Annotated in this window: 26 protein-coding genes; 14 read left to right on the top strand and 12 right to left on the bottom strand. The window is 57.6% G+C overall.

The genetic code is table 11. The features are described 5' to 3' along the window. Positions 1-16 precede the first annotated feature (16 nt). From yoaA to rnd, 5 genes are all read left to right on the top strand, one after another. Complete coding sequence (yoaA, locus tag AC6BYQ_RS02450; protein ID WP_063918479.1) at positions 17-1,933, top strand: DNA repair helicase YoaA; 1,917 nt, start codon at positions 17-19, stop codon at positions 1,931-1,933. 79 nt (positions 1,934-2,012) lie between these two features. Beyond that, positions 2,013-2,714: a tRNA (adenosine(37)-N6)-threonylcarbamoyltransferase complex dimerization subunit type 1 TsaB gene (gene tsaB, locus AC6BYQ_RS02445; protein ID WP_498056237.1), complete on the top strand. Its 702-nt coding sequence runs from the start codon at positions 2,013-2,015 to the stop codon at positions 2,712-2,714. 100 nt (positions 2,715-2,814) lie between these two features. Continuing rightward, positions 2,815-3,405, top strand: a complete 591-nt coding sequence (locus tag AC6BYQ_RS02440; RefSeq protein ID WP_063918637.1) for a Slp family lipoprotein — start codon at positions 2,815-2,817, stop codon at positions 3,403-3,405. A gap of 209 nt (positions 3,406-3,614) precedes the next feature. Continuing rightward, positions 3,615-5,303 (top strand): long-chain-fatty-acid--CoA ligase FadD, encoded by a 1,689-nt coding sequence (fadD, locus tag AC6BYQ_RS02435; protein WP_498056236.1) that lies wholly within the window; start codon positions 3,615-3,617, stop codon positions 5,301-5,303. Between the two features lie 81 nt (positions 5,304-5,384). Further along, on the top strand, positions 5,385-6,506 hold the full coding sequence (gene rnd / locus AC6BYQ_RS02430; RefSeq protein ID WP_154746331.1) for a ribonuclease D: 1,122 nt from the start codon (positions 5,385-5,387) through the stop codon (positions 6,504-6,506). A 237-nt stretch (positions 6,507-6,743) separates the two neighbouring features. On the opposite strand, the gene minE is transcribed toward rnd, so the two are convergent. The 3 genes from minE to minC are packed head-to-tail and all read right to left on the bottom strand — an operon-like array spanning position 6,744 to position 8,550. Next, the gene (gene minE, locus AC6BYQ_RS02425) at positions 6,744-7,013 is read right to left on the bottom strand and encodes a cell division topological specificity factor MinE (protein ID WP_004932303.1); all 270 of its coding nucleotides are present in this window, start codon (positions 7,011-7,013) and stop codon (positions 6,744-6,746) included. A gap of 3 nt (positions 7,014-7,016) precedes the next feature. Further along, on the bottom strand, positions 7,017-7,829 hold the full coding sequence (minD, locus tag AC6BYQ_RS02420; protein ID WP_004932300.1) for a septum site-determining protein MinD: 813 nt from the start codon (positions 7,827-7,829) through the stop codon (positions 7,017-7,019). A 25-nt stretch (positions 7,830-7,854) separates the two neighbouring features. Then, positions 7,855-8,550 (bottom strand): septum site-determining protein MinC, encoded by a 696-nt coding sequence (minC, locus tag AC6BYQ_RS02415; RefSeq protein WP_498056235.1) that lies wholly within the window; start codon positions 8,548-8,550, stop codon positions 7,855-7,857. A 136-nt stretch (positions 8,551-8,686) separates the two neighbouring features. Between minC and AC6BYQ_RS02410 the strand changes: the two genes are divergently transcribed. The 4 genes from AC6BYQ_RS02410 (at position 8,687) to ycgN (ending at position 11,294) form a co-directional block, all read left to right on the top strand. Further along, entirely contained in the window at positions 8,687-8,959 is a 273-nt protein-coding gene (locus tag AC6BYQ_RS02410; protein ID WP_004932294.1) for a YcgL domain-containing protein, read from the top strand. Between the two features lie 28 nt (positions 8,960-8,987). Further along, complete coding sequence (locus AC6BYQ_RS02405; RefSeq protein ID WP_498056234.1) at positions 8,988-10,010, top strand: lytic murein transglycosylase; 1,023 nt, start codon at positions 8,988-8,990, stop codon at positions 10,008-10,010. Between the two features lie 58 nt (positions 10,011-10,068). Continuing rightward, the gene (locus AC6BYQ_RS02400) at positions 10,069-10,725 is read left to right on the top strand and encodes a fumarylacetoacetate hydrolase family protein (RefSeq protein ID WP_025159804.1); all 657 of its coding nucleotides are present in this window, start codon (positions 10,069-10,071) and stop codon (positions 10,723-10,725) included. A 122-nt stretch (positions 10,726-10,847) separates the two neighbouring features. Beyond that, positions 10,848-11,294, top strand: coding sequence for a cysteine cluster protein YcgN (ycgN, locus tag AC6BYQ_RS02395; protein WP_025159803.1), 447 nt, complete (start codon positions 10,848-10,850; stop codon positions 11,292-11,294). A gap of 120 nt (positions 11,295-11,414) precedes the next feature. On the opposite strand, the gene AC6BYQ_RS02390 is transcribed toward ycgN, so the two are convergent. The 3 genes from AC6BYQ_RS02390 to nhaB all read right to left on the bottom strand — a co-directional run bounded on the left by AC6BYQ_RS02390 (position 11,415) and on the right by nhaB (position 15,087). Next, positions 11,415-12,176, bottom strand: a complete 762-nt coding sequence (locus tag AC6BYQ_RS02390; RefSeq protein ID WP_498056233.1) for an aspartyl/asparaginyl beta-hydroxylase domain-containing protein — start codon at positions 12,174-12,176, stop codon at positions 11,415-11,417. A 694-nt stretch (positions 12,177-12,870) separates the two neighbouring features. Then, positions 12,871-13,401, bottom strand: a complete 531-nt coding sequence (gene dsbB, locus AC6BYQ_RS02385) for a disulfide bond formation protein DsbB (protein ID WP_004932277.1) — start codon at positions 13,399-13,401, stop codon at positions 12,871-12,873. A gap of 120 nt (positions 13,402-13,521) precedes the next feature. Then, positions 13,522-15,087 (bottom strand): sodium/proton antiporter NhaB, encoded by a 1,566-nt coding sequence (nhaB, locus tag AC6BYQ_RS02380; protein WP_063918474.1) that lies wholly within the window; start codon positions 15,085-15,087, stop codon positions 13,522-13,524. A 243-nt stretch (positions 15,088-15,330) separates the two neighbouring features. Between nhaB and fadR the strand changes: the two genes are divergently transcribed. After that, on the top strand, positions 15,331-16,050 hold the full coding sequence (fadR, locus tag AC6BYQ_RS02375; RefSeq protein ID WP_025159802.1) for a fatty acid metabolism transcriptional regulator FadR: 720 nt from the start codon (positions 15,331-15,333) through the stop codon (positions 16,048-16,050). Positions 16,051-16,112: 62 nt separating this feature from the next. Here the strand turns inward: fadR and AC6BYQ_RS02370 are convergent, their stop codons facing one another. Next, the gene (locus tag AC6BYQ_RS02370) at positions 16,113-17,648 is read right to left on the bottom strand and encodes a SpoVR family protein (RefSeq protein ID WP_019452781.1); all 1,536 of its coding nucleotides are present in this window, start codon (positions 17,646-17,648) and stop codon (positions 16,113-16,115) included. A 301-nt stretch (positions 17,649-17,949) separates the two neighbouring features. On the opposite strand from AC6BYQ_RS02370, the gene zinT reads away from it, so the two are divergent. Further along, positions 17,950-18,600, top strand: coding sequence for a metal-binding protein ZinT (gene zinT, locus AC6BYQ_RS02365; RefSeq protein WP_063918472.1), 651 nt, complete (start codon positions 17,950-17,952; stop codon positions 18,598-18,600). Positions 18,601-18,646: 46 nt separating this feature from the next. Here the strand turns inward: zinT and AC6BYQ_RS02360 are convergent, their stop codons facing one another. After that, positions 18,647-18,964 carry an antibiotic biosynthesis monooxygenase family protein gene (locus tag AC6BYQ_RS02360; protein ID WP_019452779.1) on the bottom strand — a complete coding sequence of 106 codons (318 nt, stop codon included), beginning with the start codon at positions 18,962-18,964 and terminating at the stop codon, positions 18,647-18,649. A 541-nt stretch (positions 18,965-19,505) separates the two neighbouring features. Here AC6BYQ_RS02360 and AC6BYQ_RS02355 point away from each other — a divergent pair. Together AC6BYQ_RS02355 and dadX are read left to right on the top strand one after the other, a co-directional pair. Beyond that, complete coding sequence (locus AC6BYQ_RS02355; RefSeq protein ID WP_025159801.1) at positions 19,506-20,810, top strand: D-amino acid dehydrogenase; 1,305 nt, start codon at positions 19,506-19,508, stop codon at positions 20,808-20,810. Positions 20,811-20,887: 77 nt separating this feature from the next. Then, positions 20,888-21,961, top strand: a complete 1,074-nt coding sequence (dadX, locus tag AC6BYQ_RS02350; RefSeq protein ID WP_025159800.1) for a catabolic alanine racemase DadX — start codon at positions 20,888-20,890, stop codon at positions 21,959-21,961. Between the two features lie 7 nt (positions 21,962-21,968). On the opposite strand, the gene AC6BYQ_RS02345 is transcribed toward dadX, so the two are convergent. From AC6BYQ_RS02345 to AC6BYQ_RS02335, 3 genes are all read right to left on the bottom strand, one after another. Beyond that, complete coding sequence (locus tag AC6BYQ_RS02345) at positions 21,969-23,162, bottom strand: multidrug effflux MFS transporter (RefSeq protein WP_498056232.1); 1,194 nt, start codon at positions 23,160-23,162, stop codon at positions 21,969-21,971. A 78-nt stretch (positions 23,163-23,240) separates the two neighbouring features. Next, positions 23,241-23,801, bottom strand: coding sequence for a 3'-5' exonuclease (locus tag AC6BYQ_RS02340; RefSeq protein WP_498056231.1), 561 nt, complete (start codon positions 23,799-23,801; stop codon positions 23,241-23,243). A gap of 306 nt (positions 23,802-24,107) precedes the next feature. Continuing rightward, positions 24,108-24,590, bottom strand: coding sequence for a hypothetical protein (locus tag AC6BYQ_RS02335; protein ID WP_063918468.1), 483 nt, complete (start codon positions 24,588-24,590; stop codon positions 24,108-24,110). A gap of 225 nt (positions 24,591-24,815) precedes the next feature. On the opposite strand from AC6BYQ_RS02335, the gene AC6BYQ_RS02330 reads away from it, so the two are divergent. Further along, entirely contained in the window at positions 24,816-25,109 is a 294-nt protein-coding gene (locus tag AC6BYQ_RS02330) for a hypothetical protein (protein WP_063918467.1), read from the top strand. A 263-nt stretch (positions 25,110-25,372) separates the two neighbouring features. Here the strand turns inward: AC6BYQ_RS02330 and AC6BYQ_RS02325 are convergent, their stop codons facing one another. Continuing rightward, positions 25,373-25,549 carry a GhoT/OrtT family toxin gene (locus tag AC6BYQ_RS02325; RefSeq protein WP_025159799.1) on the bottom strand — a complete coding sequence of 59 codons (177 nt, stop codon included), beginning with the start codon at positions 25,547-25,549 and terminating at the stop codon, positions 25,373-25,375. Between the last annotated feature and the right edge of the window lie 102 nt (positions 25,550-25,651).

Here is a 25,651-nt window from a genome sequence, read left to right as displayed (position 1 = left end):
CCGGCAGAGAGACAGCGTGACAGACGATTTTGCAACAGACGGCGCATTGGCGCAGGCTATCAAGGGATTCAAACCGCGTGAGCCGCAGCGGCAGATGGCGCAAGCCGTCACCGAGGCGATCAATTTCAAGCAGGAACTGGTGGTGGAAGCCGGCACCGGCACCGGCAAGACCTTCGCTTATCTGGCGCCGGCATTGCGCGCCGATCGCAAAGTGATCATCTCTACCGGTTCGAAAGCGTTGCAGGATCAGCTGTATGCGCGCGATCTGCCCACCGTCGCCAAGGCGCTGAAGTACAAAGGCAAGCTGGCGCTGCTCAAGGGGCGTTCCAACTACCTGTGTCTGGAGCGACTGGAGCAGCAGTCGATGGCCGGCGGCGAGTTGGCGGGCCAGACGCTGATCGACCTGGTGCAGCTGCGCAAGTGGTCGTCGCAGACCAAAGAGGGCGATATCAGCACCTGCAGCGAAGTGGCGGAAGACAGCTTCGTCTGGCCGCTGGTGACCAGCACCAATGACAACTGTCTGGGCAGCGACTGCCCGCTGTATCAGGATTGCTTCGTGGTCAAGGCGCGCCGCCGCGCGATGGATGCGGATGTGGTGGTGGTGAACCATCACCTGTTCCTGGCGGATATGGTGGTGAAAGAGGGTGGTTTCGCCGAGCTGATCCCGGAAGCCGAGGTGATGATTTTCGATGAAGCGCACCAAATTCCCGACATCGCCAGCCAGTATTTCGGCCAGCAGCTCACCAGCCGCCAGTTGCTGGATCTGGCGAAGGACATCACCATCGCCTACCGCACCGAGGTGCGCGACGCCGCCCAACTGCAAAAAAGCGCTGACCGTCTCAGCCTGAGTACGCAAGATTTCCGCCTGAATCTGGGGGAGCCGGGCTTTCGCGGCAATCTGCGCGACGTGCTGGGCGAACCGAACGTGCAGCGCGCTCTGTTGTTGCTCGATGACGCGCTGGAGCTGTGTTATGACGTCATGAAACTGTCGCTGGGGCGTTCGGCGCTGCTGGATGCCGCTTTTGAGCGCGCCACGCTGTATCGCGCGCGCCTCAAACGGCTGAAGGCGGTAACGGAGCCGGGCTACAGCTATTGGTATGAATGCAATTCACGCCACTTCGTGTTGGCGCTGACGCCGCTGACGGTGGCCGATCGGTTCCGCGAAATGCTGGACGAGAAGCCGGGCAGCTGGATCTTTACCTCGGCCACGCTGTCGGTCAACGATCGGTTGGGCCATTTCACCGAACGGTTGGGGCTGACCAAGGCTAAAACGTTGCTGCTGCCGAGCCCATTCGACTATGCCAAACAGGCGTTGCTGTGCGTGCCACGCTTTTTGCCTTCGCCGAATCAACCGGGCGGAGCGCGCCAGCTGGCGCGCATGCTGCGGCCGTTAATCGAAGCCAACAACGGCCGCTGCTTCTTCTTATGCACCTCGCATCAGATGATGCGCGAGCTGGCGGAAGAGTTCCGCGCCACGATGACGCTGCCGGTATTATTGCAAGGGGAAACCAGCAAAGGGCAGTTGCTGGCGCAGTTCGTTGCCGCCGGTAACGCGTTGTTGGTGGCGACCAGCAGTTTTTGGGAAGGGGTGGACGTGCGCGGTGATGCGCTGTCTTGCGTCATCATCGATAAGCTGCCGTTCACGTCACCGGACGATCCGCTGCTGAAGGCACGCATTGAAGATTGCCGCCTGCGCGGCGGCGATCCGTTCAATGACGTGCAGTTGCCGGATGCGGTCATCACCCTGAAGCAGGGCGTTGGGCGTTTGATCCGCGATACCGACGATCGCGGCGTGCTGGTGATTTGCGATAATCGTCTGGTGATGCGTCCTTATGGCGAGGTGTTCCTCAACAGCCTGCCGCCCACGCCGCGCACCCGCGATCTGAAGCAGGCCATCGCCTTCCTGCAGGCCGCCGAGACGTCGGCTACGTGAAAGATGAAGGGCTTACGGGGCTGTGCTACAATGCGCGCCCTGTATGAAAAACCCAGTTTTATTCCCGCCAGAGGTTGGCATGTCCACGCGAATTTTAGCGATCGATACCGCGACGGAAGCCTGTTCCGTCGCCGTCTGGAATCAAGGCGAAATCCACGCCCTGTTTGAGCTGTGCCCACGCGAGCATACGCAACGTATTTTACCTATGGTGCAGCAGGTGCTGGCGGAATCCGGTCTGGCGCTCAACCAGCTCGATGCGCTGGCCTTCGGCCGCGGCCCCGGCAGTTTTACCGGGGTGCGCATCGGCATCGGCATCGCTCAGGGCCTGGCGCTGGGCGCCGAGCTGCCGATGATTGGCGTTTCCACGCTGCAAACCATGGCGCAGGGCGCCTGGCGCGTCAGCGGTGCTGAACGCGTGCTGGCGGCGATCGATGCGCGCATGGGCGAGGTCTACTGGGGGCAGTTCGAGCGTCAGGCTGACGGCCGCTGGCTGGAAAGCGAAGGCGAGGCGGTGCTGTCGCCGGTTCAGGCGTTGGAGCGCGCGCAGCGCCTGCAGGGGAAATGGGCCCACGTCGGCACCGGCTGGCAAACCTATCCCGATCTGGTCAAGGGTTCCGCCCTGAGCGTGCGTGACGGCCAGATGCTGTTGCCGCAGGCGCAAGACATGCTGCCGCTGGCGCTGCACGCCTGGCAACAGGGGCTGGCGGTGGCGGTAGAAAACGCCGAGCCGACCTACCTGCGCAATGAAGTGACCTGGAAAAAGCTGCCGGGCCGTGAGTAATCGCGGCGTATTGTGCTGTTGTTGATGCCGGGCGATGAAGGCCTGCAACTTGAACGATGAAACGCGGTCAAAGTTACAGGCATTTCAGGAGATTGCGACCATGTTAATCCGCACTGCAAGTAAAAAGCTGTCGCTGCTGGCCATCGCCTGCGGCGCGCTGGTTCTGACCGGGTGCGTCACCGTACCGGATGCGATCAAAGGCTCCAGCCCTTCGCCGGTGACTCAGCTTTCCTCGGTACAAAATGCACCGAACCTGTTTACCGGCGCGGAAGCCCGCTTCGGCGGCACCGTGGTGAACGTCGCCAACGAACAGGGGCGTACGGTGCTGGAGATCGCGGCAGTGCCGCTCGACAGCGGTGCGCGGCCGATATTGGGTGAACCCTCGCGCGGCCGCTTGCTGGCCACGGTAAACGGCTTCCTCGAGCCGGTTGATTTCAAAGGCCAACTGGTGACCGTTGTCGGCCCCATTACCGGCCTGAAAGAGGGGCGGATCGGCATGACGCCGTATCGCTTCGTGACGATGAACGTCACCGGTTTCAAACGCTGGCATCTGGTGCAGCAGGTGGTGATGCCGCCGGCGCCGATGGGGCCCTGGGGCTGGCGCGGTGGTCCGTGGGGACCCGGTTGGGGGGCTGGCTATGGCTGGTACAACCCTGGCCCGGCACAGGTGCAAACCATCGTAACCGAGTAGCATACGCTTGATGTGAACAAATTTGACAGGGCGGCTCAGGCCGCCCTTTTGCTTTTTGGGATAAGGAATATCCGACAATTAGTGACGTACATCGCAACCTGAATAATGTTTAAAACCCGAACTGGTCTGCTGAGTTAAAATATTGTTATGGTTAGGCTGCGAGTTTGAGGGCTGCGATGATAATTAGTAATGATTTCAGGAGTAATACCTTGGATAAGGTCTGGTTAAAACGGTATCCGGCAGATGTGCCCGCAGAGATTGATGCCGATCGCTATTCGTCGTTGATCGAAATGTTTGAGCATGCCGTGCAGCGCTATGCCGATCAGCCCGCCTTTATCAATATGGGTGAGGTGATGACCTTCCGCAAACTGGAAGAACGCAGCCGGGCTTTCGCGGCTTACCTGCAAAATGAACTGGGCCTCAAGAAGGGCGACCGCGTCGCGCTGATGATGCCTAACCTGCTGCAATATCCCATCGCCTTGTTTGGCATTCTGCGCGCCGGTATGGTGGTGGTCAACGTCAACCCGCTGTATACCCCGCGCGAGCTGGAGCACCAGTTAAACGACAGCGGCGCCAGCGCCATTGTCATCGTGTCCAACTTCGCCCATACGCTGGAAAAAGTGGTGTTCAACACCCAGGTCAAGCACGTGATTCTGACGCGCATGGGCGATCAGCTTTCGGCCGCCAAAGGCACGCTGGTCAACTTCGTGGTCAAATACGTCAAGCGTCTGGTGCCGAAATACAACCTGCCGGATGCCATTTCATTCCGCAGCGCGCTGCAGCGTGGCCGCCGCCTGCAGTATGTAAAACCGGACATCATTAATGCCGATCTGGCCTTCCTGCAATACACCGGCGGCACGACCGGCGTGGCGAAGGGCGCGATGCTGACGCACCGCAACATGCAGGCCAACCTCGAGCAGGCCAAAGCCGCCTATTCGCCGCTGTTCCGTGAAGGGCAGGAACTGGTGGTGACGGCGTTGCCGCTGTATCACATTTTCGCGCTGACGGTGAACTGCCTGCTGTTTATCGACCTGGGCGGGCGCAATTTGCTGATCACCAACCCGCGCGACATTCCAGGGCTGGTGAAAGAACTGGGAAAATATCCGTTCACCGCCATGAGCGGGGTGAATACGCTGTTCAATGCGTTGCTGAACAACGAAGATTTCCACAAGCTTGATTTCTCCACGCTGCGCTTCTCGGTTGGCGGCGGTATGTCGGTGCAAAAGGCGGTGGCCGAGAAATGGGAGAAAACCACCGGCAAGCATTTGCTGGAAGGTTACGGCCTGACGGAGTGCGCGCCGCTGGTGGCCGGCAACCCTTACGATCTGAAACACTACAGCGGCAGCATCGGTCTGCCGGTGCCGTCGACGGATATTCGACTGGTGGATGACAACGGTCAGGATGTGCCGCCGGGTGAACCGGGCGAACTGTGGGTCAAAGGGCCGCAAGTTATGTTAGGCTATTGGCAGCGCCCGGAAGCCACCGACGAAGTGCTGAAAGACGGCTGGCTGGCGACCGGCGATGTGGTTACCGTAGACGAGCAGGGGTTTGTGCGCATCGTCGACCGCAAGAAAGACATGATCCTGGTCTCTGGTTTCAACGTCTATCCGAACGAGATCGAGGATGTGGTGAGCCAGCACCCGAAAGTGCTGGAATGTGCGGCGATCGGCGTGCCCAGTGAGGTTTCCGGTGAAACGGTGAAGATCTGCGTGGTGAAGAAAGACGCCTCGCTGACCAAGGAAGAGCTGTTGACCCATTGCCGCCGTCACCTGACCGGGTATAAAGTGCCTAAAATTGTTGAGTTCCGCGATGAGCTGCCGAAGTCGAACGTCGGCAAGATATTGCGGCGAGAACTGCGCGAGGAGCAAAAAACGCCGAAGCCGGCCGATGCCGTCTAGGTTTTGCCTTTGCGCCTGACTATCGACAACGCCGGTGAATGCCGGCGTTGTTGTGTTTGAATCCTACAAGAGAATGATGTTTTGAATTATCAGTTGATCACTACCGATGCCGGATTGCAGCAGGTCTGCGAGCAGGCGAGAAAGCATGCCCAGATAGCGCTGGACACCGAGTTTGTCAGAACGCGCACCTACTATCCGCAGCTGGGCCTGATCCAGCTCTACGACGGTGAACAACTCTCCCTTATCGATCCTTTGCCGATCAAGCAGTGGCAGCCGTTTGTCGACCTGTTGGCCGATACCGCCGTGGTGAAATTCCTGCATGCCGGCAGCGAAGATCTCGAAGTGTTTCTCAACGCCTTTAAAACGCTGCCGACGCCGATGGTCGATACCCAGATCCTGGCGGCCTTTACCGGTCGGCCGCTCTCCTGCGGTTTCGCGACGCTGGTGGCGGAGTACATGAAGGTTGAGCTGGACAAAAGCGAGTCGCGCACCGACTGGCTGGCGCGCCCGCTGACCGAAAGACAGTGCGTATACGCGGCGGCCGACGTGTTCTATCTGCTGCCGATGGCCAAACAGCTGGTGCAGGAGACCGAAGAGGCCGGTTGGACCGCGGCGGCCAATAACGAGTGCCTGCTGTTGTGCCAACGCCGCAGCGAGACGCTGGCGCCGGAATTGGCCTATCGTGAAATCAGCAATGCCTGGCAGCTGCGTCCGCGCCAGCTGGGTTGTCTGCAGAAGCTGGCGGAGTGGCGGTTGCGCCAGGCGCGCGAGCGCGATTTGGCGGTGAACTTCGTGGTGCGGGAGGAAAACCTGTGGCAGGTGGCGCGCTATATGCCTTCTTCGCTGGGAGAACTGGATTCGCTGGGTCTGAGCGGGCCGGAGATCCGTTATCACGGTAAAACGCTGCTGGCGCTGGTGGCCGAGGCCGAAGCCTTGGACGAAGGCGAGCTGCCGGCGCCGTTGGCCAACCTTATCGATCAGCCGGGCTACAAGAAGGTGTTTAAAGACATCAAGGCGGCGATCGCCACCGTCAGCGAGCAAAGCGGGTTGAGCAGCGAGCTGCTGGCGTCCCGTCGCCAAATTAACCAACTGCTGAACTGGCATTGGAAACTGAAGGACGGCGAGAGTCGCCCTGAATTAATCAGTGGCTGGCGTGGCGATTTATTAATGGCGCCGTTGCAGGAGATCCTGAAAGAATATTAATCGCTGGCACTCACCAGGGCAGGGTAAGGAAACTCTGCTCGGGTGAATATAGGCAGGAAATAATGCGTTGAAGGTAAATCTGGCCAGAATTTACTTTAAACGAGGTGGCGGCAAAGTTAATTGGGAATTGTCCCAAAGGGAAAAATCGCTTTTTTGCTGCCGATGATGCTTATTAACTGGATGCACATACAGTTACCCCCTGCATAAAATATACAGGGGGTAATTAATGCGTCGCAATCATTTAGCTGCTTCTTCCGATTCCGGTAATGTCACGTTAAGTTCAAGTACCGAAATATCGTCCCCTTTCTGCTCGAACTGCACATGCAGCATTTCAGGATCGATCTGAATGTATTTGCAAATAACCGCCAGAATATCGCGTTTCAGATCAGGCAGATACGGGGGCTCACTGTCCCCGCGACGACGCTCTGCGACGATAATCTGCAGCCGTTCCTTGGCTATATTGGCTGTCTGTTTTTTGCGGGACAGAAAGAAGTCTAATAAGGCCATGGTTTATCCCCCAAAAAGGCGTTTCAGGAAACCCTTCTTCTCTTCTTCAATGAAGCGGAATGGGCGTTCTTCCCCCAACAAGCGGCAAACGGTATCGTCATACGCCTTACCGGCGTCTGACTCGGCATCCAGAATGACAGGCTCACCCTGGTTGGAAGCGCGCAGCACTGACTGGTCTTCCGGAATCACACCCACCAGCGGAATGCGCAGGATCTCCAGCACGTCTTCCATGCTCAGCATGTCACCACGGCTGACGCGGCCCGGGTTGTAACGGGTCAGCAGCAGGTGTTCCTTGATAGGCGATTCGCCTTTCTCGGCACGGCGCGACTTGGAAGAAAGGATCCCCAGAATACGGTCGGAGTCACGTACCGAAGAGACTTCCGGGTTGGTGGTGATGATAGCTTCGTCGGCGAAGTACAGCGCCATCAGCGCACCGGTTTCGATACCGGCCGGCGAGTCGCACACCACGAAGTCAAAATCCATCTCACCGAGATCGTTGAGGACCTTTTCAACGCCTTCTCGGGTCAGCGCGTCTTTGTCGCGCGTCTGCGAAGCAGGCAGGATATAGAGGTTTTCAGTGCGTTTGTCTTTGATCAACGCCTGATTCAGCGTGGCGTCGCCCTGAATCACGTTCACGAAATCATAAACTACCCGACGTTCGCAGCCCATAATCAGGTCAAGATTACGCAGACCGATATCGAAATCGATCACCACGGTTTTCTTGCCTTTCTGGGCCAGGCCGGTAGCGATGGCCGCGCTCGAAGTGGTCTTGCCAACGCCCCCTTTACCCGATGTAACAACAATAATGCGTGCCATGAAATGGATTCCTTGTCAAAAGGGCTTAGTTTAAAGGTTGTATGGTTAAAGCGTTATCCAACAGGCTGAGTCGTACGGCCTGCCCGACGTAATCGGACGGGATTTGATCGCTCAACCAGTACTGCCCTGCGATAGAGACTAGCTCAGCCGCCAGGTGGGTGCAAAAAATCTGACATTGCGTGTCGCCTGACGCGCCTGCCAGTGCGCGGCCGCGCATCATGCCATAGACGTGAATATTGCCGTCGGCAATCAATTCGGCGCCGGCGCTGACGCTGCTGGTCACGATAAGATCGCAGTTGCGGGCGTAAATCTGTTGGCCGGAACGGACAGGCGTGCTGATGATGCGCGTTTTGGCGGGGGCGTTATCCGCCACCACTGGCGCAGGGGCAGGCTCCGGCGCCGCCATTTTCTGGCCTTTGCCTTCGCTCAGCAGCGGCAGCCCGGCGCGGGCTATCGCGCGCTTTTGCCGCTCATCTCTGCAACCGCTGATACCCACAACGCGCAGACCTGCCGCCGCGACAGCCTGTTGAAGTTCTTTCCAGTTCGCATCGCCATCCAGCGTTGCGACGTTGATAACAACAGGGGCGTTTTTCAGAAAAGCGGGCGCTTGCTCAACTTTTTCTTGTAACGCCTGACGTATTACCTCGGGCTGCGAATTATGCAAATGAACAACCGATAGGGTAAAACTGCTGCCTTTTAGCTCAATTGGCGATTGTGACATCTATCCTGACTCAGTCTCAGCAACTTTAAATCCCCGGAATACCACTCGGGGTGCGATATTCCGATGTACTATAAGCATGTTATAGTCAGAGTTATATCCAGGCAAGACGCTCCCTCAATTAAATAGAGTTAAAAAAATGCTTTGTGTGATCTATAGAAGCCCGAAACGCGATCAAACTTATCTTTATGTCGAAAAAAAAGACGATTTCTCTCGTGTGCCGGAAGAACTGATGAAAAGTTTCGGCGTGCCGCAATTCGCCATGATGCTTTCGCTCGATGAGCGCAAGAAATTGGCTTCGGCGGATATCGAAAAGGTGAAGCAGGCGCTGAAAGACGAAGGCTATTACCTGCAGTTCCCGCCGCCGGTTGAAAATCTGCTCAACCAGCATCTGGCGGGCGACAAGGCCTGAGGCAGGCGCTGCGGCCAGGGGAGGCGCGATGACACGTTCGGTGAGAACAACCGCGCTGGCCGTTTGGCTGGCGCTGGGCGGTGCGTTGATACCGGGCACGCCACACGCGGCGCAGGGGACGACGCTGGCGGCGAGCGGCCGCGATCCGGCGCAGTTTCCGGCGTATGTCGAGCAGCTTAAGCGGCAGGCGCGGGAGCAGGGCATCAGTCAGGGCACGCTCGACCGCGCTTTTGCGCAAATCCATTTCGTCGATCGGGTGATCAAGGCCGATCGCAATCAGCCGGAGCAGAAGGTAACCCTGGACGACTACCTGCGGCGGGTGATGTCGCCCGTCAAGGTGCGCCAGGGGCGCGAACTGTACCGGCAGCGCCATACGCAATGGTCGCGGGCCAGCGAGCGCTATCGGGTGCCGGGGCGCTATATCATCGCGCTGTGGGGCATGGAGAGCGCCTATGGCAAGATTCAGGGGCGGGAAGACGTGGTGTCTGCGCTGGCGACGCTGGCGTTCGAAGGGCGCCGCGAGGCTTTTTTCAGTCAGGAGCTGCTGGCGGCGCTGCAGATAATCGAGCAGGGACACGTTGGCGATGCGTCGCTGAAAGGGTCCTGGGCCGGCGCGATGGGGCAATGCCAGTTTATGCCGAGTTCCTTCCTGCGCTATGCGGCGGACGGCGATGATGACGGGCGCATCGATATCTGGAATAACATCGATGACGTATTTGCCTCTACCGCCAGCTATTTATCCAAAGAGGGCTGGCAGCCCGGCATCGGTTGGGGGCGCGAGGTCAAGCTGCCCGCCGGTTTCAACCGGGCCGAACTGGGGCTGAAAGACGCGCAGGCGCGCAGCGTCAACGCCTGGCAACAACGCGGCGTGCGGCGTGCGGATGGCAGTGCGTTGCCGCACGCCATTCAGCGCGGCTGGATCATCGCGCCGGACGATCTGCAGGGGCGGACGTTCCTGGTCTATGATAATTTCCGCACCCTGATGCACTGGAATCGCTCTTACTATTTCGCTATCGCCGTGGGTATGATGGCGGACGCGATCGGACATTGATTCGGCACACCAATAATCGGCTTGGCGCGCCAAGCCTCTACAGTTTGGGAGAAGCGGTATGTATCAACATAGAGACTGGCAGGGTTCGTTGCTCGATTTCCCGGTGAACAAGGTGGTTTGCGTCGGCAGCAACTACGCCGATCACATCAAGGAAATGGGCAGCGCGGTTTCCGTCGAGCCGGTGGTGTTTATCAAACCGGAAACGGCGCTGTGCGATATCCGCCAGCCGGTGGCCATCCCTAAAGAGTTCGGCTCAGTGCACCATGAGGTCGAGCTGGCGGTGCTGATCGGCACGCCGCTGAAACAGGCCAACGAAGACCGCGTGGCGCGGGCGATCGCCGGTTACGGCGTGGCGCTCGATCTGACGCTGCGCGATCTGCAGGCGGGCTTTAAAAAAGCCGGTCAGCCGTGGGAAAAGGCCAAGGCCTTCGACGGTTCCTGCCCGATGTCGGGATTTATCCCGGTAGCCGAGTTCGGCGATCCGCAAAACGCCGAGCTGTCGTTGACCGTTAACGACCAGCTGCGCCAGCAGGGCAATACGCGTGACATGATCACGCCGATCCTGCCGCTTATCAGCTACATGAGCCGTTTCTTCACGCTGCGCGCCGGCGACATCATTCTGACCGGCACGCCGCAGGGCGTGGGCCCGATGGCTTCCGGCGACATGCTGAAAATCAGCCTGAACGGCAAAACCCTCAGCACCCGGGTGATCTGATTTCTCCTCGCCGCCGGCATCGTCGGCGGCAAAACTTGCATCTCGCGGCTAAAATGTCTATATAGTCCCCCCTCGAACCTGTGCGCAGGTGACTTTTCCCTTTACCTAAACCGGACGCTAACATGTCACAACTCGCTTTTTGGCAACAGAAAACGCTGGCGGAAATGTCAGAACAAGAGTGGGAGTCGTTGTGCGATGGGTGCGGGCAATGCTGTTTGAATAAGCTGATCGACGAAGATACCGACGAGATTTATTTTACCAACGTAGCCTGCAACCAGCTCAACATCAAATCCTGCCAATGCCGCAACTACGAGCGGCGCTTCGAGCTGGAAGAAGACTGCATCAAACTGACGCGCGAGAACCTCACCACCTTCGATTGGCTGCCACCTACCTGCGCCTACCGTCTGATTGGCGAAGGTAAACCGCTGTTCCCCTGGCACCCGTTGCTGAGCGGCTCCAAGGCGGCGATGCACGGTGAGCGCATCACGGTGCGGCATATCGCGGTGCGTGAGAGCGAAGTGGTGGACTGGCAGGACCATATCCTCAACAAGCCGGACTGGGCCAGGTAAAATCGGAACCCTTGCGGATCAAGGCGGGGCGCGATGCAAGAGGGCGGAGTGGTTGGGCACTCCCCCTTTGCGTTGTTGAGCTAACCCGCTGGCGTGAGGCTCATGGCATAAGCCGTCATTTCACTCTTTTTTATCGCGCCGGTGCCAGTTCGCCAGGTTTTTTAGCGGTTGTTTCACATAAGGGCTGGCTTTGATCAGGCTGAACAGCAGCTTATTCACCGCCGTACCCACCTTGTCCATCGGCCGGTCGATATCGAGAAACAACACCGCGCGCAGCTCGTCGGTATCATTACGCACTTCGTGCTCATAAGAGTCGTCAAACAAAATCACTTTGCCTTCATCCCAGTGCAGGATTTGATCGTCAACGCGGATCCACAGCTTTTCCCGATCCTTTGGCACGATTAATCCCAGATGAGCGCGTACCACGGCACGCGTCGGGCCTTTGTGCGGCACGATATGATAGTGCGGCTTAAGGATAGAGAACATGGCGGTGCGCATGCCGGGGATCTCGCTGACCGCTTGCGCGGTACGCGGGCAAATGGCGCAGTTTTCATCAACGCGTTGCCCATAGACAAACAGCCCGAAGGTTTTCCAGTTATCCCCTTTGGAGATGCGTTTCTGATCCGGTGATATTTGGTGGAATGCGGGAATATCTTCAGGATGCTCCAACAGGCGATCCAACTCCTCCCGAATGGCGGGCCAACGGGCTTCCAGCGACGTCACCCAATTAAATTCATGATTACCGATCTGCGGCGTGGTGGAGATTAGCGAATGGCGAGTCTGAAACTCGCCGTTCCAGCGCAGGAATCTTTTCCCTGCTTTAAGCAGCAGGCGACGCAGGAACGGGCGCTGAGACGAGGGAGGCAATGCGGTATCCGGCATAGATCGTGTCCTTGATATCATTTGCTGTAGTCAGCCAAAGACTGGGCCCGGCTTACTAGAGAAAAAGTGTGGAAATCCAAACGTCATCAGCATAGGTAAAGAATCAGGAACGATTTTAATCATTAGTGCGCGAACGGTGAGTCGAGACTCGATGCGCGCTATCAGCATTGCGGGATAAGGGAGAATTTTTGCAAGTCAGGGGGAAGGGGGAAAAAAGCCCCTACATAGATGAGGGGCAAGACACACAACAACACCAGGGAAATCGGTAGTACTCACTTTGCCGATACTATAAGGATTTTATGGGCAAAGTTCACCAAAATATTGTGCTCTGAATGTGACAAAGGCGCAGTCGTTCATAAATAACGGTAATTTATTGTCGCCTGAAAGCCGAGAGGATTGCGCCGACATCGCCTGTTTTTGCCTGCCGGTATCACAGAAGTTTAATGTTATGTAAATTACGCGCGTAATCGAGCCAGGATGCTTCTTTTTAAGCGATAAGTTGGGTAATTTGGCCGCTCTCCCGCAAGTTCGAGAGCATAACAATGAAAATGGTTCGTCTGTTTGCCGTGGCTGGAGCGCTGATCGTGCTCGTTTATTTCCTCACACATACCTGAAATGGGGTTATCTCTGAATTTGACAGCAATACCCTAAAAAAAACGGCGCCTTCAGGCGCCGTTTTTGGTTTATGTACCGATCAGCGGCCGAACAGATCGCGGCGGCGTGGGCGAACAAACTGTGCGATCAACACGATCAGCGCCACCAGCAGGTAGGCGCCGAAGATGCCGACCAGCCATTGCGGCATTTCCAGGGTCAGGAACTGCCATTGGCGCACGGAACAGTCACCGGAGGCGTGGAACACCGCCGGCAGCCATTTGTCCAGCGGCAGCCACGAAGGGAAGCTGACGAAGAAATCGCAGGTATTGAACGGCGAAGGGTGCAGTTGGATCATGGTGTGCTTCCACGCCAGCTGAACGCCTTCCCAGGCGCTGTAGATCCACAGCAAGATCGCCGCGTAGCGCAGCGGGGTTTTCGGCGCGATGGCGCCCACCAGCGAGGCGCCGAGGATGCCGAACAGTGCGCAACGTTCGTAAATGCACATGACGCAGGGCTGCAGCAGCATCACGTGCTGGAAATAGAGCGCGACCAGTTCCAACACCAACGCTGTCAGGGCCATCAGCAGCCAGGCGCCGCGTCCTTGTGAACAGCGGTTAAAGAATTGCAACATATCTAGATTCTTCCATGCAGTAAGCAATTGAACCGGCAGTGTAAACCAATTCATCTTCGCTGCCAGCCACCTGGGCCGGTTTCCGCGTAAAAATAGTCGGTTTACTCTGCCGGCGCCGCATCAGTGGCCGATAGCGTCGAGAGGAGGCAGCGTCAGCCAGTGCCACTGCGTCAACAGTTCGGTCGCCGGCTCCAGCGTGAACTGTACGCACAGCAGGCCGACCACGGTCAGCACCACCGTATACGGCAGGGCCATCCACACCATGCGTCCATACGACAGGCGTACCAGCGGCGCCAGCGCCGACGTCAGCAGGAACAGGAACGCCGCCTGGCCGTTCGGGGTAGCGACAGAAGGCAGGTTGGTACCGGTATTGATGGCGACCGCCAGCAGTTCAAACTGTTTCAGCGCAATGGCACCAGACTCCAGCGCGGCACGCGCCTCGTTGATGTAAACCGTGCCGACGAACACGTTGTCGGAAACCGACGACAGCAGACCGTTGAACAGGTAGAACAGCGAAAGCTGAGAGGCGGGCTCGGCGCGCAGCACAAACTGGATCACCGGGCTGAACAGGTGCTGTTCGATGATCACCGCAACGACGGTGAAAAACACCGTCAACAGGGCGGTGAACGGCAGCGCTTCCTGGAACGCTTTGCCGATGGCGTGTTCATCGTTCACGCCGCACAGCGAGGTGGCGAGAATGATCACCGACAGGCCGATCAACCCGACCTCGGCCAGGTGGAAGGCCAGCGCCAACACCAGCCAAACGCCGATCAACGCCTGCATCACCAGCTTGAGACGTTCTTGCTTGCTGCGGCCTGCAGTGGCCTTGCGGTCATACTCTTTCAGCACCTCGCGCACTGCGTCCGGCAACTGCACGCCGTAGCCAAACAGACGAAAACGCTCTACCAGCCAGCAGACCAGCAGGCCGCACACCAGCACCGGCAAGGTGACCGGCGCCATACGCAGGAAGAAGTCGATAAAGCCCCAGTCCGCGCTCTTGGCGATGATTAGGTTCTGCGGCTCGCCCACCATCGTCATGACTCCGCCAAGCGCGGTGCCGACGCCAGCATGCATCAGCAGGCTGCGCAGAAAGGCGCGGAATTGTTCCAGCGTCTGTTTGCGCTCTTCGCCGGTGAAATCGCTGTCGTCGCCGATGTCGCCGTCGGGGCGATTTGAGGTCACGTTGTGATAGATGGAATAGAACCCTGTGGCGACGCTAATCACCACCGCCACGACCGTCAGCGCGTCGAGGAAAGCGGAAAGGAAGGCGGCGGCCAGGCAGAATGCCAGCGACAACAGCGTTTTCGAGCGGATGTTGAGCAGCAGCTTGGTAAATACGAACAGCAGCAGCTGCTTCATAAAGTAGATGCCGGCTACCATAAAGACCAGCAGCAGCAGCACTTCCAGATTATGTTCGATTTCCTGCGAGACCTGGGCCGGGCTGGTCATGCCGATGGCTACCGCCTCCAGCGCCAGCAGGCCGCCCGGCAGCAACGGGTAGCACTTCAACGCCATCGCCAGGGTAAAGATGAACTCCACCACCAGCAGCCAACCCGCGATAAACGGACTGGCGAAAAAGAACACCAGCGGGTTGATCGCCAGGAAAATAATAATGGTCAGTTTGTACCAGTCGGGAGATTGCCCCAGGAAGTTTTTGAGCAGGGCGCTGCGCAAGGTTGTTTCCATTGTCCTTTATGCATCCTTAAATCAGTCGTAGCACGTACCCTAACAACGCGGCGGGGGCGGGCGCAACCGGAGCTTGTTTTACGGCGGTAAATTTCTTGCAACCGGTGTTTTTGCGCGTTTTTTGCCACTTTATGCACACTTTCGTTTATTGTTTTTCGCTCACGCTATGTCATGTCTGTGTGATCTGGTATGATGAGCTGATTACTTTTACTGAATTTATCGTCGCAACGGAACGTCAAACACATGGTCATAAAGGCGCAGAGTCCTGCCGGTTTCGCGGAAGAGTACATTATTGAGAGTATTTGGAATAATCGCTTCCCCCCTGGCTCTATTTTGCCCGCGGAGCGTGAGCTTTCGGAGTTGATTGGCGTCACGCGCACCACATTACGTGAAGTGTTGCAACGTCTTGCCCGCGATGGCTGGTTGACCATTCAGCATGGCAAACCGACCAAAGTGAACAATTTCTGGGAAACGTCTGGCCTCAACATCCTTGAGACCGTAGCCCGTCTCGATCACAAAAGCGTCCCGCAGCTGATCGATAATCTGCTGTCGGTACGCACCAATATCGCGTCGATCTTTATTCGCGCCGCGGTGCGCAATCATCCGGAGCAGGCGCAGGAAGTGCTGGCGAAGGCCGCCGAAGTCGAAGATCAGGCGGATGCGTTCAATGTGCTGGATTATGAAATCTTCCGCGGTCTGGCGTTCGCTTCCGGCAACCCGATCTACGGCCTGATCTTCAACGGGTTGAAAGGGCTGTATACCCGCGTTGGCCGTTACTACTTCTCCAACCCGGAAGCGCGCAAGCTGGCGCTGACCTTCTACAGCAAACTGTCCACGCTGTGCCATGAGAAGATGTACGACCAGGTGATGGATACCGTGCGTAATTACGGTAAAGACAGCGGGGCGATTTGGCAGAGCATGCAGGGCACCATGCCAAGCGATCTGACCGAAGCGCGCCGCTGATCGCGTGCGAGCGAAATAATAAAGGGCGCCTTTCGGCGCTCTTTGTCGTTATGGCACAGCGGTTACTGCGGCGTAGGCCGCGGCGGGCAACGATCGAGCAGCTCTACGCTGCCGTCTTCGTTTTGCTGCTCGAGGATCACGTCGAAGCCCCACAGGCGATGCAGATGTTTCAACACGTCGCGGCGGCTTTTATCCAGCGGCGCGCGTTCCTGCGGAATATAACGCAGGGTCAGCGAGCGGTCGCCGCGCAGGTCCACGTTCCAGATCTGAATGTTCGGTTCGTGGTTGCTCAGATTGTATTGCGCCGACAGCTCCTGGCGGATCGCCCGGTAGCCGGCTTCGTTGTGGATCGCGGCGATTTCCAGATAGTTGTTGCGATCGTCGTCCAGCACGGTGAACAAGCGGAAGTCGCGCATCACTTTGGGCGACAGGAACTGGCTGATGAAGCTCTCGTCCTTAAAGTCACGCATGGCGAAATGCAACGTGTCCAGCCAGTCTTTGCCGGCGATGTCCGGGAACCAGTAGCGATCTTCTTCGGTCGGTGATTGGCAGATGCGCTTGATGTCCTGGAACATGGCGAAGCCCAGCGCGTAAGGGTTGATGCCGTTATAGTACGGGCTGTTGTACGGCGGCTGGTACACCACGTTGGTGTGGCTGTGCAAAAACTCCAGCATAAAGCGTTCGGTCACCCGGCCTTCGTCGTACAGATGATTGAGGATGGTGTAGTGCCAGAAGGTGGCCCAACCCTCGTTCATCACCTGAGTCTGTTTTTGCGGGTAGAAATATTGGCTGACTTTGCGCACGATGCGCAACACCTCACGCTGCCAAGGCTCGAGCAGCGGCGCGTTCTTCTCGATAAAATAGAGGATATTTTCCTGCGGTTCGCTCGGATAGCGGCGCGCCTGCTCCGGCGACTCTTCGCGCTCGACGCGCGGCAAGGTCTTCCACAGCGTGTTCACCTGGCTCTGCAGATACTCTTCGCGGCTTTTCTGGCGCGCTTTCTCTTCCACCAATGAAATCTTTTGCGGGCGTTTGTACCTGTCGACGCCGTAATTCATCAGCGCGTGGCAGGAATCCAGCAGCCGTTCCACCTCATCGACGCCGTAGCGCTCTTCGCACTGGCTGATGTAGTGGCGAGCAAACAGCAGATAATCGACGATAGAGCTGGCATCAGTCCAGCTGCGGAACAGGTAGTTGTTCTTGAAGAACGAGTTGTGGCCATAGCAGGCGTGCGCCATCACCAGCGCCTGCATGGTGATGGTGTTCTCTTCCATCAGGTAGGCGATGCAGGGATTGGAGTTGATGACGATTTCATACGCCAGCCCTTGCTGGCCTTGCTTGTAGCGCTGCTCGGTTTCGATGAACTTTTTGCCGAAGGACCAGTGGGTATAGTTGATCGGCATGCCGACGCTCGAATAAGCGTCCATCATCTGCTCGGAGGTGATCACCTCGATCTGATGGGGGTAGGTGTCGAGCCGGTAATGCTTGGCGACGCGGTCGATCTGCTCCAAATACACCTGCAGCAGTTCGAACGTCCAGTCCGGTCCATCGCTCAGCCGTTTATCATCCTTAACCTTTTCATGTGTTGAAGTAGTCATCAGCGCACCCTCATTATTCACGGGCCTCGCTCAAACGGCAGGCCCTGTAACAAGCATAGTTCAAGTCATAATTAACCGTTGCAAATCAGTGAAATAAAAATGCCGGTACGCAAGGGAGCGAACGGCGGTCGATCCGGCGCCGCGTCCGTCCCGGCAGAAGCCCCGCGCTTCTTCTCCGAGTATAGCCCTGCGGCATGGGGGCGCAATAGCTTGCTTACAGCGCCAGAAGGATTGAAAACTGTTATGTTATATTGTAACTTCCCGTTTTTCTCAATTCTCAATGACGGACAAGGAGCGCATTTTGGCGAGGCATTTTGGCAAACTGGCGGTGGCGCTGGCGGCGATGTTCATAAGCGGACAGGCGGTCGCCCACGGGCATCATTCACATGGCAAACCGCTGACGGAAGTGGAAAAAAGGGCGGAAGCGGGCGTGTTCGACGACAAGGACGTCAAAGATCGCGACCTGGCCGACTGGGAGGGGGTATGGCAATCCGTCTATCCTTATTTGCTCAATGGGGAGCTTGACCCGGTGTTCAAGAAGAAAGCGACGCAGGATAACAGCAAGAGCTTCGCCGAAGTGAAGGCGTATTACCGCAAAGGGTACGCCACTGATGTGGATACCATCGGCATTGAGAACGGCGTCATGGAGTTTCACCGCGGAGATCAATCCAGCGCCTGTCAGTATAAGTACGCCGGGCATAAGATCCTGACTTATGTCTCCGGTAAAAAGGGCGTGCGCTATCTGTTCGAATGCCAGGATGCCGACAGCCAGGCACCAAAATTCGTGCAGTTCAGCGATCATATTATCGGCCCGCGCAAATCGGCGCATTTCCATATCTTTATGGGCAACACGTCGCAGGAGGCGCTGCTGAAAGAAATGGATAACTGGCCGACCTACTACCCGTTCCAGCTACAGACCAAAGAGGTCGTGGACGAGATGCTGCATCACTGACGCCGGTCTGTCTCACAGTCACAAGCCCGCACGGGTGGGCTTGTGCTCAGTCAAACGGCCTGATTTGCAGATAATCATCCGTAACCTCCAGTTCAAATAACGTTTCATCCGTCAACAACGCTGCGCGCATTCTCTCCCGGGCTTGCCGATAGCGTTCCTCCAATTGAACGGCACCGGCGCTTTCCCATGCGGCGCGGCTTGGCCACTGCGCATAGCCGATAAACTGCCCGCCCGCATCGCGATGCAGGCGCGAACCGAGACTGCCGCGCTGCAGATAGATACCCTGAGTCAACTCAAGCCAGGCCTGGCGAAAGGCTGATTCGTGTCCGGTTTTGACTGAGAATCGGTAGATAGCGATAAACATAATAGGCACTCCAGAATAGCGATAATGTGAACTCTAGGATCTGCTCGACGGCATAACGGTTCATATCGTGCTGAGCGATGAAAAGAGGGGGATTGGCGCCGGGGTGAGCGGCTGCTCAATTCAATAGCAACAATGTGGCTATTATTGGCTGAAATTTTACGCGACTTTTCTGCTGCGGAGGCAAGAGTCTGGCTCTGTCTGTTGTGTTGGTTATTCGTATTTTATTGGTGTTTTATTCTGTTTATATGTTGGCTGATATTTTTATATTCTGTTAAAACCATGTTGCTTATCACGCCTTTATTTGGTGCTGTCACTGACAGCACTGCTAGCGATTCAGCGTCGACCTCGCGTTATAATCCCCCATGAACCGCATCTTATCGCTATTTACTGGCGGCTATTGCAAATGCCTGGCCTATCGACGATAAATTAATTGTGAATATTGTCACGTTTGATGATGAAGTTGTTGGACGGATTTTTTCACTGAGTTAATTTCCTGTGAGCAGAAGATTATGCTTTGTGAAGCCTTGAGCTGGAGTCAGCGATGCGAGTGGTAATTTTAGGTAGTGGAGTGGTGGGCGTAGCCAGTGCCTGGTATTTGGCGAAAGCGGGGCATGAGGTGACGGTGATCGATCGTCAGCCCGGCCCGGCATTGGAGACCAGCGCGGCGAACGCCGGGCAGATCTCACCGGGCTATGCTGCCCCCTGGGCGGCGCCGGGCGTGCCGCTGAAAGCCATCAAGTGGATGTTCCAGCGCCATGCGCCGTTGGCGGTCCGCCTCGACGGCAGCAGCTTCCAGCTGAGCTGGATGTGGCAGATGCTGAAAAACTGCAATACCGAACACTACATGACCAACAAAGGCCGCATGGTGCGCCTGGCGGAATATAGCCGCGATTGCATCAAAGCGCTGCGCCAGGAAACCGGCATCCAGTACGAAGGGCGTCAGGGCGGCACGTTGCAGCTGTTCCGTACCCAACAACAGTTTGAAAACGCGGCGAAAGACATCGCGGTATTGGAAGATGCCGGGGTGCCTTACCGGTTGCTGGAGGCCAACCAGCTCGCCAGCGTCGAACCGGCGCTGGCGCAGGTGGCGCACAAGCTGACGGGCGGTTTGCAGTTGCCTAACGACGAAACCGGCGATTGTCAGCTGTTCACGCAGCAATTGGCGAAGATGGCAGAGCAGGCGGGCGTGACCTTCCTGTTCAACCGCAGCGTCGATCGCCTGCTGGTGGAGGGCGACAAGATCGCCGGCGTGCAGTGCGGTGAAGAGGTGTTCAAAGCCGATAGCTACGTGGTGGCGTTCGGGTCTTACTCTACGGCGCTGCTGCGCGGCCTGGTGTCTATCCCGGTTTACCCGTTGAAGGGCTATTCGCTGACCATCCCGATCGCTGATGAAACGGCGGCGCCATTCTCTACGGTACTGGATGAGACGTACAAAATCGCCATTACCCGTTTCGACCAGCGTATTCGCGTCGGCGGTATGGCGGAGATCGTCGGTTTCAATACTCAGCTGGAGCAAAAACGGCGCGAAACGCTGGAGATGGTGGTGCGCGATCTCTATCCGAACGGCGGCAGAGTGGAGGACGCGACGTTCTGGACCGGGCTGCGCCCGATGACGCCGGACGGAACGCCGATCGTCGGCCGCACTTCGCTGAAGAATCTGTACCTCAACACCGGGCATGGCACGTTGGGCTGGACGATGGCCTGCGGTTCCGGGCAGTTGCTGTCCGATCTGATGTCTGGCATTACGCCGGCGATCCCTTCCGATGATCTGGCGGTGGCGCGCTACAGCGCCGGGTTTCGCCAGCAACACGCGGTTCCGCTGAGCGACGTGCATCCCGCACGCTAATCGCCCGATTCGATTATAGACTTTCCTGGCCACGCGCAGGCGCGCGTGGCCGCTGTATGCTGCCCCAAGGAGAAGCGATGCCCCGTCCGATAACCGCCACGATGCATCTCGGCGCGATTGAAAACAACCTGCAGGTGGTGCGCCGTTTCGCCCCCGGCGCCAAAGTCTGGGCGGTGGTTAAAGCCAACGCCTATGGCCACGGCATCAAACACGTTTGGCGCAGCATGGCGCAAACCGACGGTTTCGCCATGCTGGATCTGGCCGAAGCGGTGCTGCTGCGTGAGTCCGGCTGGCAGGGGCCGATTCTGCTGCTGGAGGGCTTTTTCCAACCGCAGGATCTGGCGCTGCTCGACCGTTATCGCCTGACGACGGCGGTGCACAGCGACTGGCAGTTGGCGGCGATCGCCGACGCCAGGCTGAGCGCGCCGCTCGACGTCTATTTGAAAGTGAACAGCGGTATGAACCGGCTGGGATTCGCACCCGAACGGCTGCACGAGGTGTGGCGCAGGGCGCAGGCGGTTGCCAACATCGCCGAGCTGACGCTGATGAGCCATTTCGCCACCGCCGACGGCCCGGAAGGAGTGACCCGGCAGATGGCCACCATCGAGGCGGCCGCCGCCGATATACCGCTGCCGCGCTGCCTGGCCAACTCGGCCGCCACGCTGTGGCATCCTTCGACCCACGGCAGCTGGGTGCGCCCTGGGATCATTCTCTATGGCGCCTCGCCGAGCGGTTGCTGGAGTGATGTGGCGTCGACGGGGTTGCAGCCGGCGATGACGCTGAGCAGTGAAATCATCGGCATTCAGCAACTGAAGTCTGGCGATCGCGTCGGCTATGGCGGCCGTTACAGCGCCGCCGGCGCGCAGCGTATCGGTGTGGTGGCCTGCGGTTATGCCGACGGCTATCCGCGTCATGCGCCGACCGGTACGCCGGTATGGGTGGATGGCGTACTGACGCGCACCCTGGGAACAGTATCGATGGATATGCTGGCGGTAGATTTAACGCCCTGTCCACAAGCCGAATTGGGCGCCGAAGTCGAGCTGTGGGGGAAACGCCTGCCGGTGGACGAAGTAGCCACGGCGGCAGGGACGTTAGGTTATGAGCTGTTGTCGGCGTTAGCGGCGCGGGTGCCGGTCGTCACCGAAGCCTGAGACGGGCTCAGGCGACTTTTCTGATCTGTCCTTTAATCTGCTTGCTGAGACGCCGCGCGTGCAGCGCCAGCAGGCAGCCTACCAGCATGACCAACGCCAGCGACAGTTTCGGTTGCAGCGGCAACGCCATCGCCACCAGACCCAGCGCGGCGCCGCCCGCCATCTGCACGAAGCCGACCAGCGCAGACGCGACGCCGGCCTCATTGGAGTAGGGTTCCAGCGCATAGCTGGTGGCCGGGCCCATCACGAACGCCAATCCGGCGCAGGCGCTGGCGACTGGCAGCATATATGCCAGCCAATGCGCTTGCGCCGCCGCAGGCAGCAGCATGACGCCCAGCAGCAGCCCCAGACAGCCCAATCCCATCAGCATGCCACCGATCGCCAGGCAAACCGGGCGGCCGACTTTGTGGATGATGCGGTTGGCGAAGAAGCTGACCAACATGATCCAGAAGCCGTTGGCGCCGAACACCAGCGAGAATTGCAGCGGGGTCAGGCCGGCGGTGCCCATCAGCACATTGGGGGCCAGGGAAACGTAGGTCAACGCCATGCCCATCGCCCCGGAATTCACCACGGCAAAGGAGAGGAAACGCCGTTCGCTGAGGATGCGTGCGTATTGGCGCACCGGCAGCCCTTTGACCGGCACGGTATCGACGGGGCGGGTTTCAGGCAGATACAGCGCGATGATCGCCAATACCAGCAGCGCGTAGCCGACCAGGAACCAGAAAGGCGCGCGCCAGCCGAAGGCCTCGGCGAGCAGACCGCCGAGCAGCGGCGCCAGCGCCGGGATGATGTTCAGCGTGCCGTTGAGGAAGCCGAACGCGCGAGCGGCATCGTCACCATTCAGGCGATCGCGTACGCCGCTGAAGGCGACGACGGCGGTGCAACAGACCGCTACCCCTTGCAGCAGACGCGAGGCGATGAAAACGGTCGGGTTGCTGGCCAGCGCCGCCATCGCCGCACCGAGCATGTAGAGAATAATGCCGGCCAGCGCCACCGGTTTGCGGCCGTAGTTATCCACCAACGGACCGGCGATGACCTGGCCGAGACCGAGCACCAAAATAAACAGTGAAATGGTGGATTGTATCAGCGCTTCACTGCTGCCCAGGCCGACGGCGATGGCGGGAATGGTCGGCAGATAAAGGTCGATGCCTAATGGGCCAAGCAGCACCAGGCTGAGAAGCATAAACAGAAACTTTTGCATAACAAGAAAGGCACGTCCGAGTGACAAAGAGGGCTAGAGTAGAGATTCTGGCGGCAAATGAAAAGGGGCAAAGCGCGGTCAACGCTGCGCTGCCGGGCGGTAATAGAGCGCCGAGACGGTGTCGGCCACGTAGCGGGCCTGATGGCGGGCGTCGTCCAGCGCGCGATGCGGCATGCCTTCGAATGGGCGGGTCTTTTTCGGGTTAAAGCCGTGCAGTTCCGCCAGCGTGATCACTGTGCGCACGTCCTGTGTATTCCAGAATTTCCACGGGCAGGGCATTTCCAACTGCTGGAAGGCGTGTTCGAGGATCGCGCAATCGAACTCTTTGCCGTTGCCCCAGACTTTCACCGTGTCGGTGCTGTTCATATGGATAAAGCGGCTGAGGCTGCTCAGCACGCGTTTCAGGCTCTCGGTGCCGCCGAAGGCCTGCTTGCGCGCTTCATCGGACTGTTTCGCCCACCAGGCGACCGTATCCAGGCTGATGGTTCTGCCCGGTTGGTCTTTCTGACTGCTGACGGCGGTTTCGAATTCGGCGCCCAGTTCCCCGGTGCGGGGATCGAAAAACACCGCCGCAACCACCAAAATGACGGCGCTGGGTTTTATATCCAGGGTTTCAATGTCTAACATCAGATGGTGCATCGGCGTTTCCGGTGGTGGGTGAGGTTGCCTAATCTTACTACAGAACGTGCGTTGATGCGGCTGGTGCGCACATGAAATCCTTTTAAAGCGCCGCGTTCAGGTTATGATGCTCGGGATACTCTTGTCTGGTTGGTCGCTATCGGTGAGAACGCTTATCTTTATTTTGTGCATGGTCGGCTACTTGCTGTTGCTGGGCTACCTTAGCGTGTTCGTCACAGACAAAATCTGTGAGAAGGCGGGTAACTACACCAAAATATGCCGCATCGTAGACATATCCGAGCCTCATATCCCCAAATAACGCCCTGTTTACCCCAGATAGTCGGTGGTAATCAGCGGGGTCAGAATCGCCGCCAGCGCCGTGAGCGCAGCCCACTGACGCCAGCCCAACCGCGCCAGCCAGTCATGCCGCTGCGGGGGCGTGGCCAGTTGCCCGACGGCCACGGAGCCGGTCAGCAACAGCGTCAGAATCAGCAGTACCAGGCTGCGGCTCAGCAGCGTAAACTCGACATGCAGCACATTGGCGTAATACAGACGCATCAGAATAAAATAGCTCAGCAAGATCCAGGCGAAAATGACGTTTTTCTTGAGCACCTGCTGCAGCATCAGCGCGAGGAACAGGCTGTGAAACAGCGACAGCAGCGGGGCTTCGAACGGATGCCGAACGCAGACGTTGTAAACCGCCATGTAGATGTTAAAAACCAGCAGGATATAGACTACGTAAATATACCAGCCGTAGATCACTTTAAGTTTTTTTGAGTTCGGCGGCAGGGAGAGTGCGTCCGGTTTCATTAAGGCCTCCTGATGACGCCACGCAAATGTTGCGAATGAGGGCGGTGCGCCGGCATCGTAATTTAAAATCCACAGGGTATATATCACCCGGGCGCTAAATGACGATTAAACACAGGATCGGCTTTATTTCCGCGTTGGCCGGGAACTCTTTTTCGCGCTCGGGGTCGATCGACGTGCGAATGTTCGGCGGTTTTTACATCACAGCGAAAGACGTAATACATTGATATGAAAGATTATAAAAACACTTCGGGTACAAAGATCCTGCTGCTGTTCAGCCTGGCGTTTTACACCCTGTTGCCACCGTTGTTGACGGCGGCCGTATTCAACCGTTTCAATCTTAATCCGTTCGCGATCGTCAAATTTTTTCACTTTAACCCGTTTTTGGCCGATCGGGGCATACCCGGTTACCAGACCTTCTGCTACTTGCTGATGCTGTGGTTGGGGGTGAATATTTTGCTGTGGTTGCTGGTATGGGGGGCGGTGCGGATGTATCGGCGCTGGCGAACGCCGCGCGGCTGATATTTTACCAAACGGAAAAAGTTGCGCAGGGAAATGACTTTACATTTAATAATGAGACGTATTATCATCCGTGTCGCCGGTGAGGGGAAAAGGGTTGTCTCCTTCTGTGCCCCCCAAGCCGGCACGACATTGCTCACATTGCTTCCAATTTTTTCATGCCAGCCTTCGTGCTGGCGTTTTTTTATTCCACGCCAGCAGCCGCAATCGCGGCGATCAATCTATTTTCATGAGCAGGCTGTTTAAAGCGAAAGCGCAGCGAGGCGTTAGAACAGCGAAAACAGCAACACGACCGGCAGACTCAACGGCCAGGTCAACCCGATGGTCAATGCACTGATGCATCGAATCTTGACGGTGTCCCTGCTAACCAGATAGGTGAAAACCATAGAAACTAACAGACCAATAAAATAACAGTATTGCGTTGCAACCCACAGCGACGACATGAAACCCGATCCCAGTTGTATTTTTACGCGCGAATTCTAGGAGCTTGGCGGACGATAATCAATGACCCACGGCCGTTAATTCAAACCTTTATCCATAAGAAT

This window comes from Serratia sp. LTN-2 (assembly GCF_059740205.1).
Note: the sequence above shows the minus strand (reverse complement) of the source record. Positions and strands in the feature narration are given on the sequence as shown.

What these genes read in the sequence shown, in the direction of transcription:
- tsaB (WP_498056237.1), top strand. Translation starts at nt 2,013, where the DNA reads ATGTCCACGCGAATTTTAGCGATCGATACCGCGACGGAAGCCTGTTCC.
- AC6BYQ_RS02440 (WP_063918637.1), top strand. Translation starts at nt 2,815, where the DNA reads ATGTTAATCCGCACTGCAAGTAAAAAGCTGTCGCTGCTGGCCATCGCC.
- minE (WP_004932303.1), bottom strand. Translation starts at nt 7,013, where the DNA reads ATGGCCTTATTAGACTTCTTTCTGTCCCGCAAAAAACAGACAGCCAAT.
- minD (WP_004932300.1), bottom strand. Translation starts at nt 7,829, where the DNA reads ATGGCACGCATTATTGTTGTTACATCGGGTAAAGGGGGCGTTGGCAAG.
- minC (WP_498056235.1), bottom strand. Translation starts at nt 8,550, where the DNA reads ATGTCACAATCGCCAATTGAGCTAAAAGGCAGCAGTTTTACCCTATCG.
- AC6BYQ_RS02410 (WP_004932294.1), top strand. Translation starts at nt 8,687, where the DNA reads ATGCTTTGTGTGATCTATAGAAGCCCGAAACGCGATCAAACTTATCTT.
- AC6BYQ_RS02405 (WP_498056234.1), top strand. Translation starts at nt 8,988, where the DNA reads ATGACACGTTCGGTGAGAACAACCGCGCTGGCCGTTTGGCTGGCGCTG.
- AC6BYQ_RS02400 (WP_025159804.1), top strand. Translation starts at nt 10,069, where the DNA reads ATGTATCAACATAGAGACTGGCAGGGTTCGTTGCTCGATTTCCCGGTG.
- ycgN (WP_025159803.1), top strand. Translation starts at nt 10,848, where the DNA reads ATGTCACAACTCGCTTTTTGGCAACAGAAAACGCTGGCGGAAATGTCA.
- AC6BYQ_RS02390 (WP_498056233.1), bottom strand. Translation starts at nt 12,176, where the DNA reads ATGCCGGATACCGCATTGCCTCCCTCGTCTCAGCGCCCGTTCCTGCGT.
- dsbB (WP_004932277.1), bottom strand. Translation starts at nt 13,401, where the DNA reads ATGTTGCAATTCTTTAACCGCTGTTCACAAGGACGCGGCGCCTGGCTG.
- nhaB (WP_063918474.1), bottom strand. Translation starts at nt 15,087, where the DNA reads ATGGAAACAACCTTGCGCAGCGCCCTGCTCAAAAACTTCCTGGGGCAA.
- fadR (WP_025159802.1), top strand. Translation starts at nt 15,331, where the DNA reads ATGGTCATAAAGGCGCAGAGTCCTGCCGGTTTCGCGGAAGAGTACATT.
- AC6BYQ_RS02370 (WP_019452781.1), bottom strand. Translation starts at nt 17,648, where the DNA reads ATGACTACTTCAACACATGAAAAGGTTAAGGATGATAAACGGCTGAGC.
- AC6BYQ_RS02360 (WP_019452779.1), bottom strand. Translation starts at nt 18,964, where the DNA reads ATGTTTATCGCTATCTACCGATTCTCAGTCAAAACCGGACACGAATCA.
- AC6BYQ_RS02355 (WP_025159801.1), top strand. Translation starts at nt 19,506, where the DNA reads ATGCGAGTGGTAATTTTAGGTAGTGGAGTGGTGGGCGTAGCCAGTGCC.
- dadX (WP_025159800.1), top strand. Translation starts at nt 20,888, where the DNA reads ATGCCCCGTCCGATAACCGCCACGATGCATCTCGGCGCGATTGAAAAC.
- AC6BYQ_RS02345 (WP_498056232.1), bottom strand. Translation starts at nt 23,162, where the DNA reads ATGCAAAAGTTTCTGTTTATGCTTCTCAGCCTGGTGCTGCTTGGCCCA.
- AC6BYQ_RS02340 (WP_498056231.1), bottom strand. Translation starts at nt 23,801, where the DNA reads ATGCACCATCTGATGTTAGACATTGAAACCCTGGATATAAAACCCAGC.
- AC6BYQ_RS02335 (WP_063918468.1), bottom strand. Translation starts at nt 24,590, where the DNA reads ATGAAACCGGACGCACTCTCCCTGCCGCCGAACTCAAAAAAACTTAAA.
- AC6BYQ_RS02330 (WP_063918467.1), top strand. Translation starts at nt 24,816, where the DNA reads ATGAAAGATTATAAAAACACTTCGGGTACAAAGATCCTGCTGCTGTTC.
- AC6BYQ_RS02325 (WP_025159799.1), bottom strand. Translation starts at nt 25,549, where the DNA reads ATGTCGTCGCTGTGGGTTGCAACGCAATACTGTTATTTTATTGGTCTG.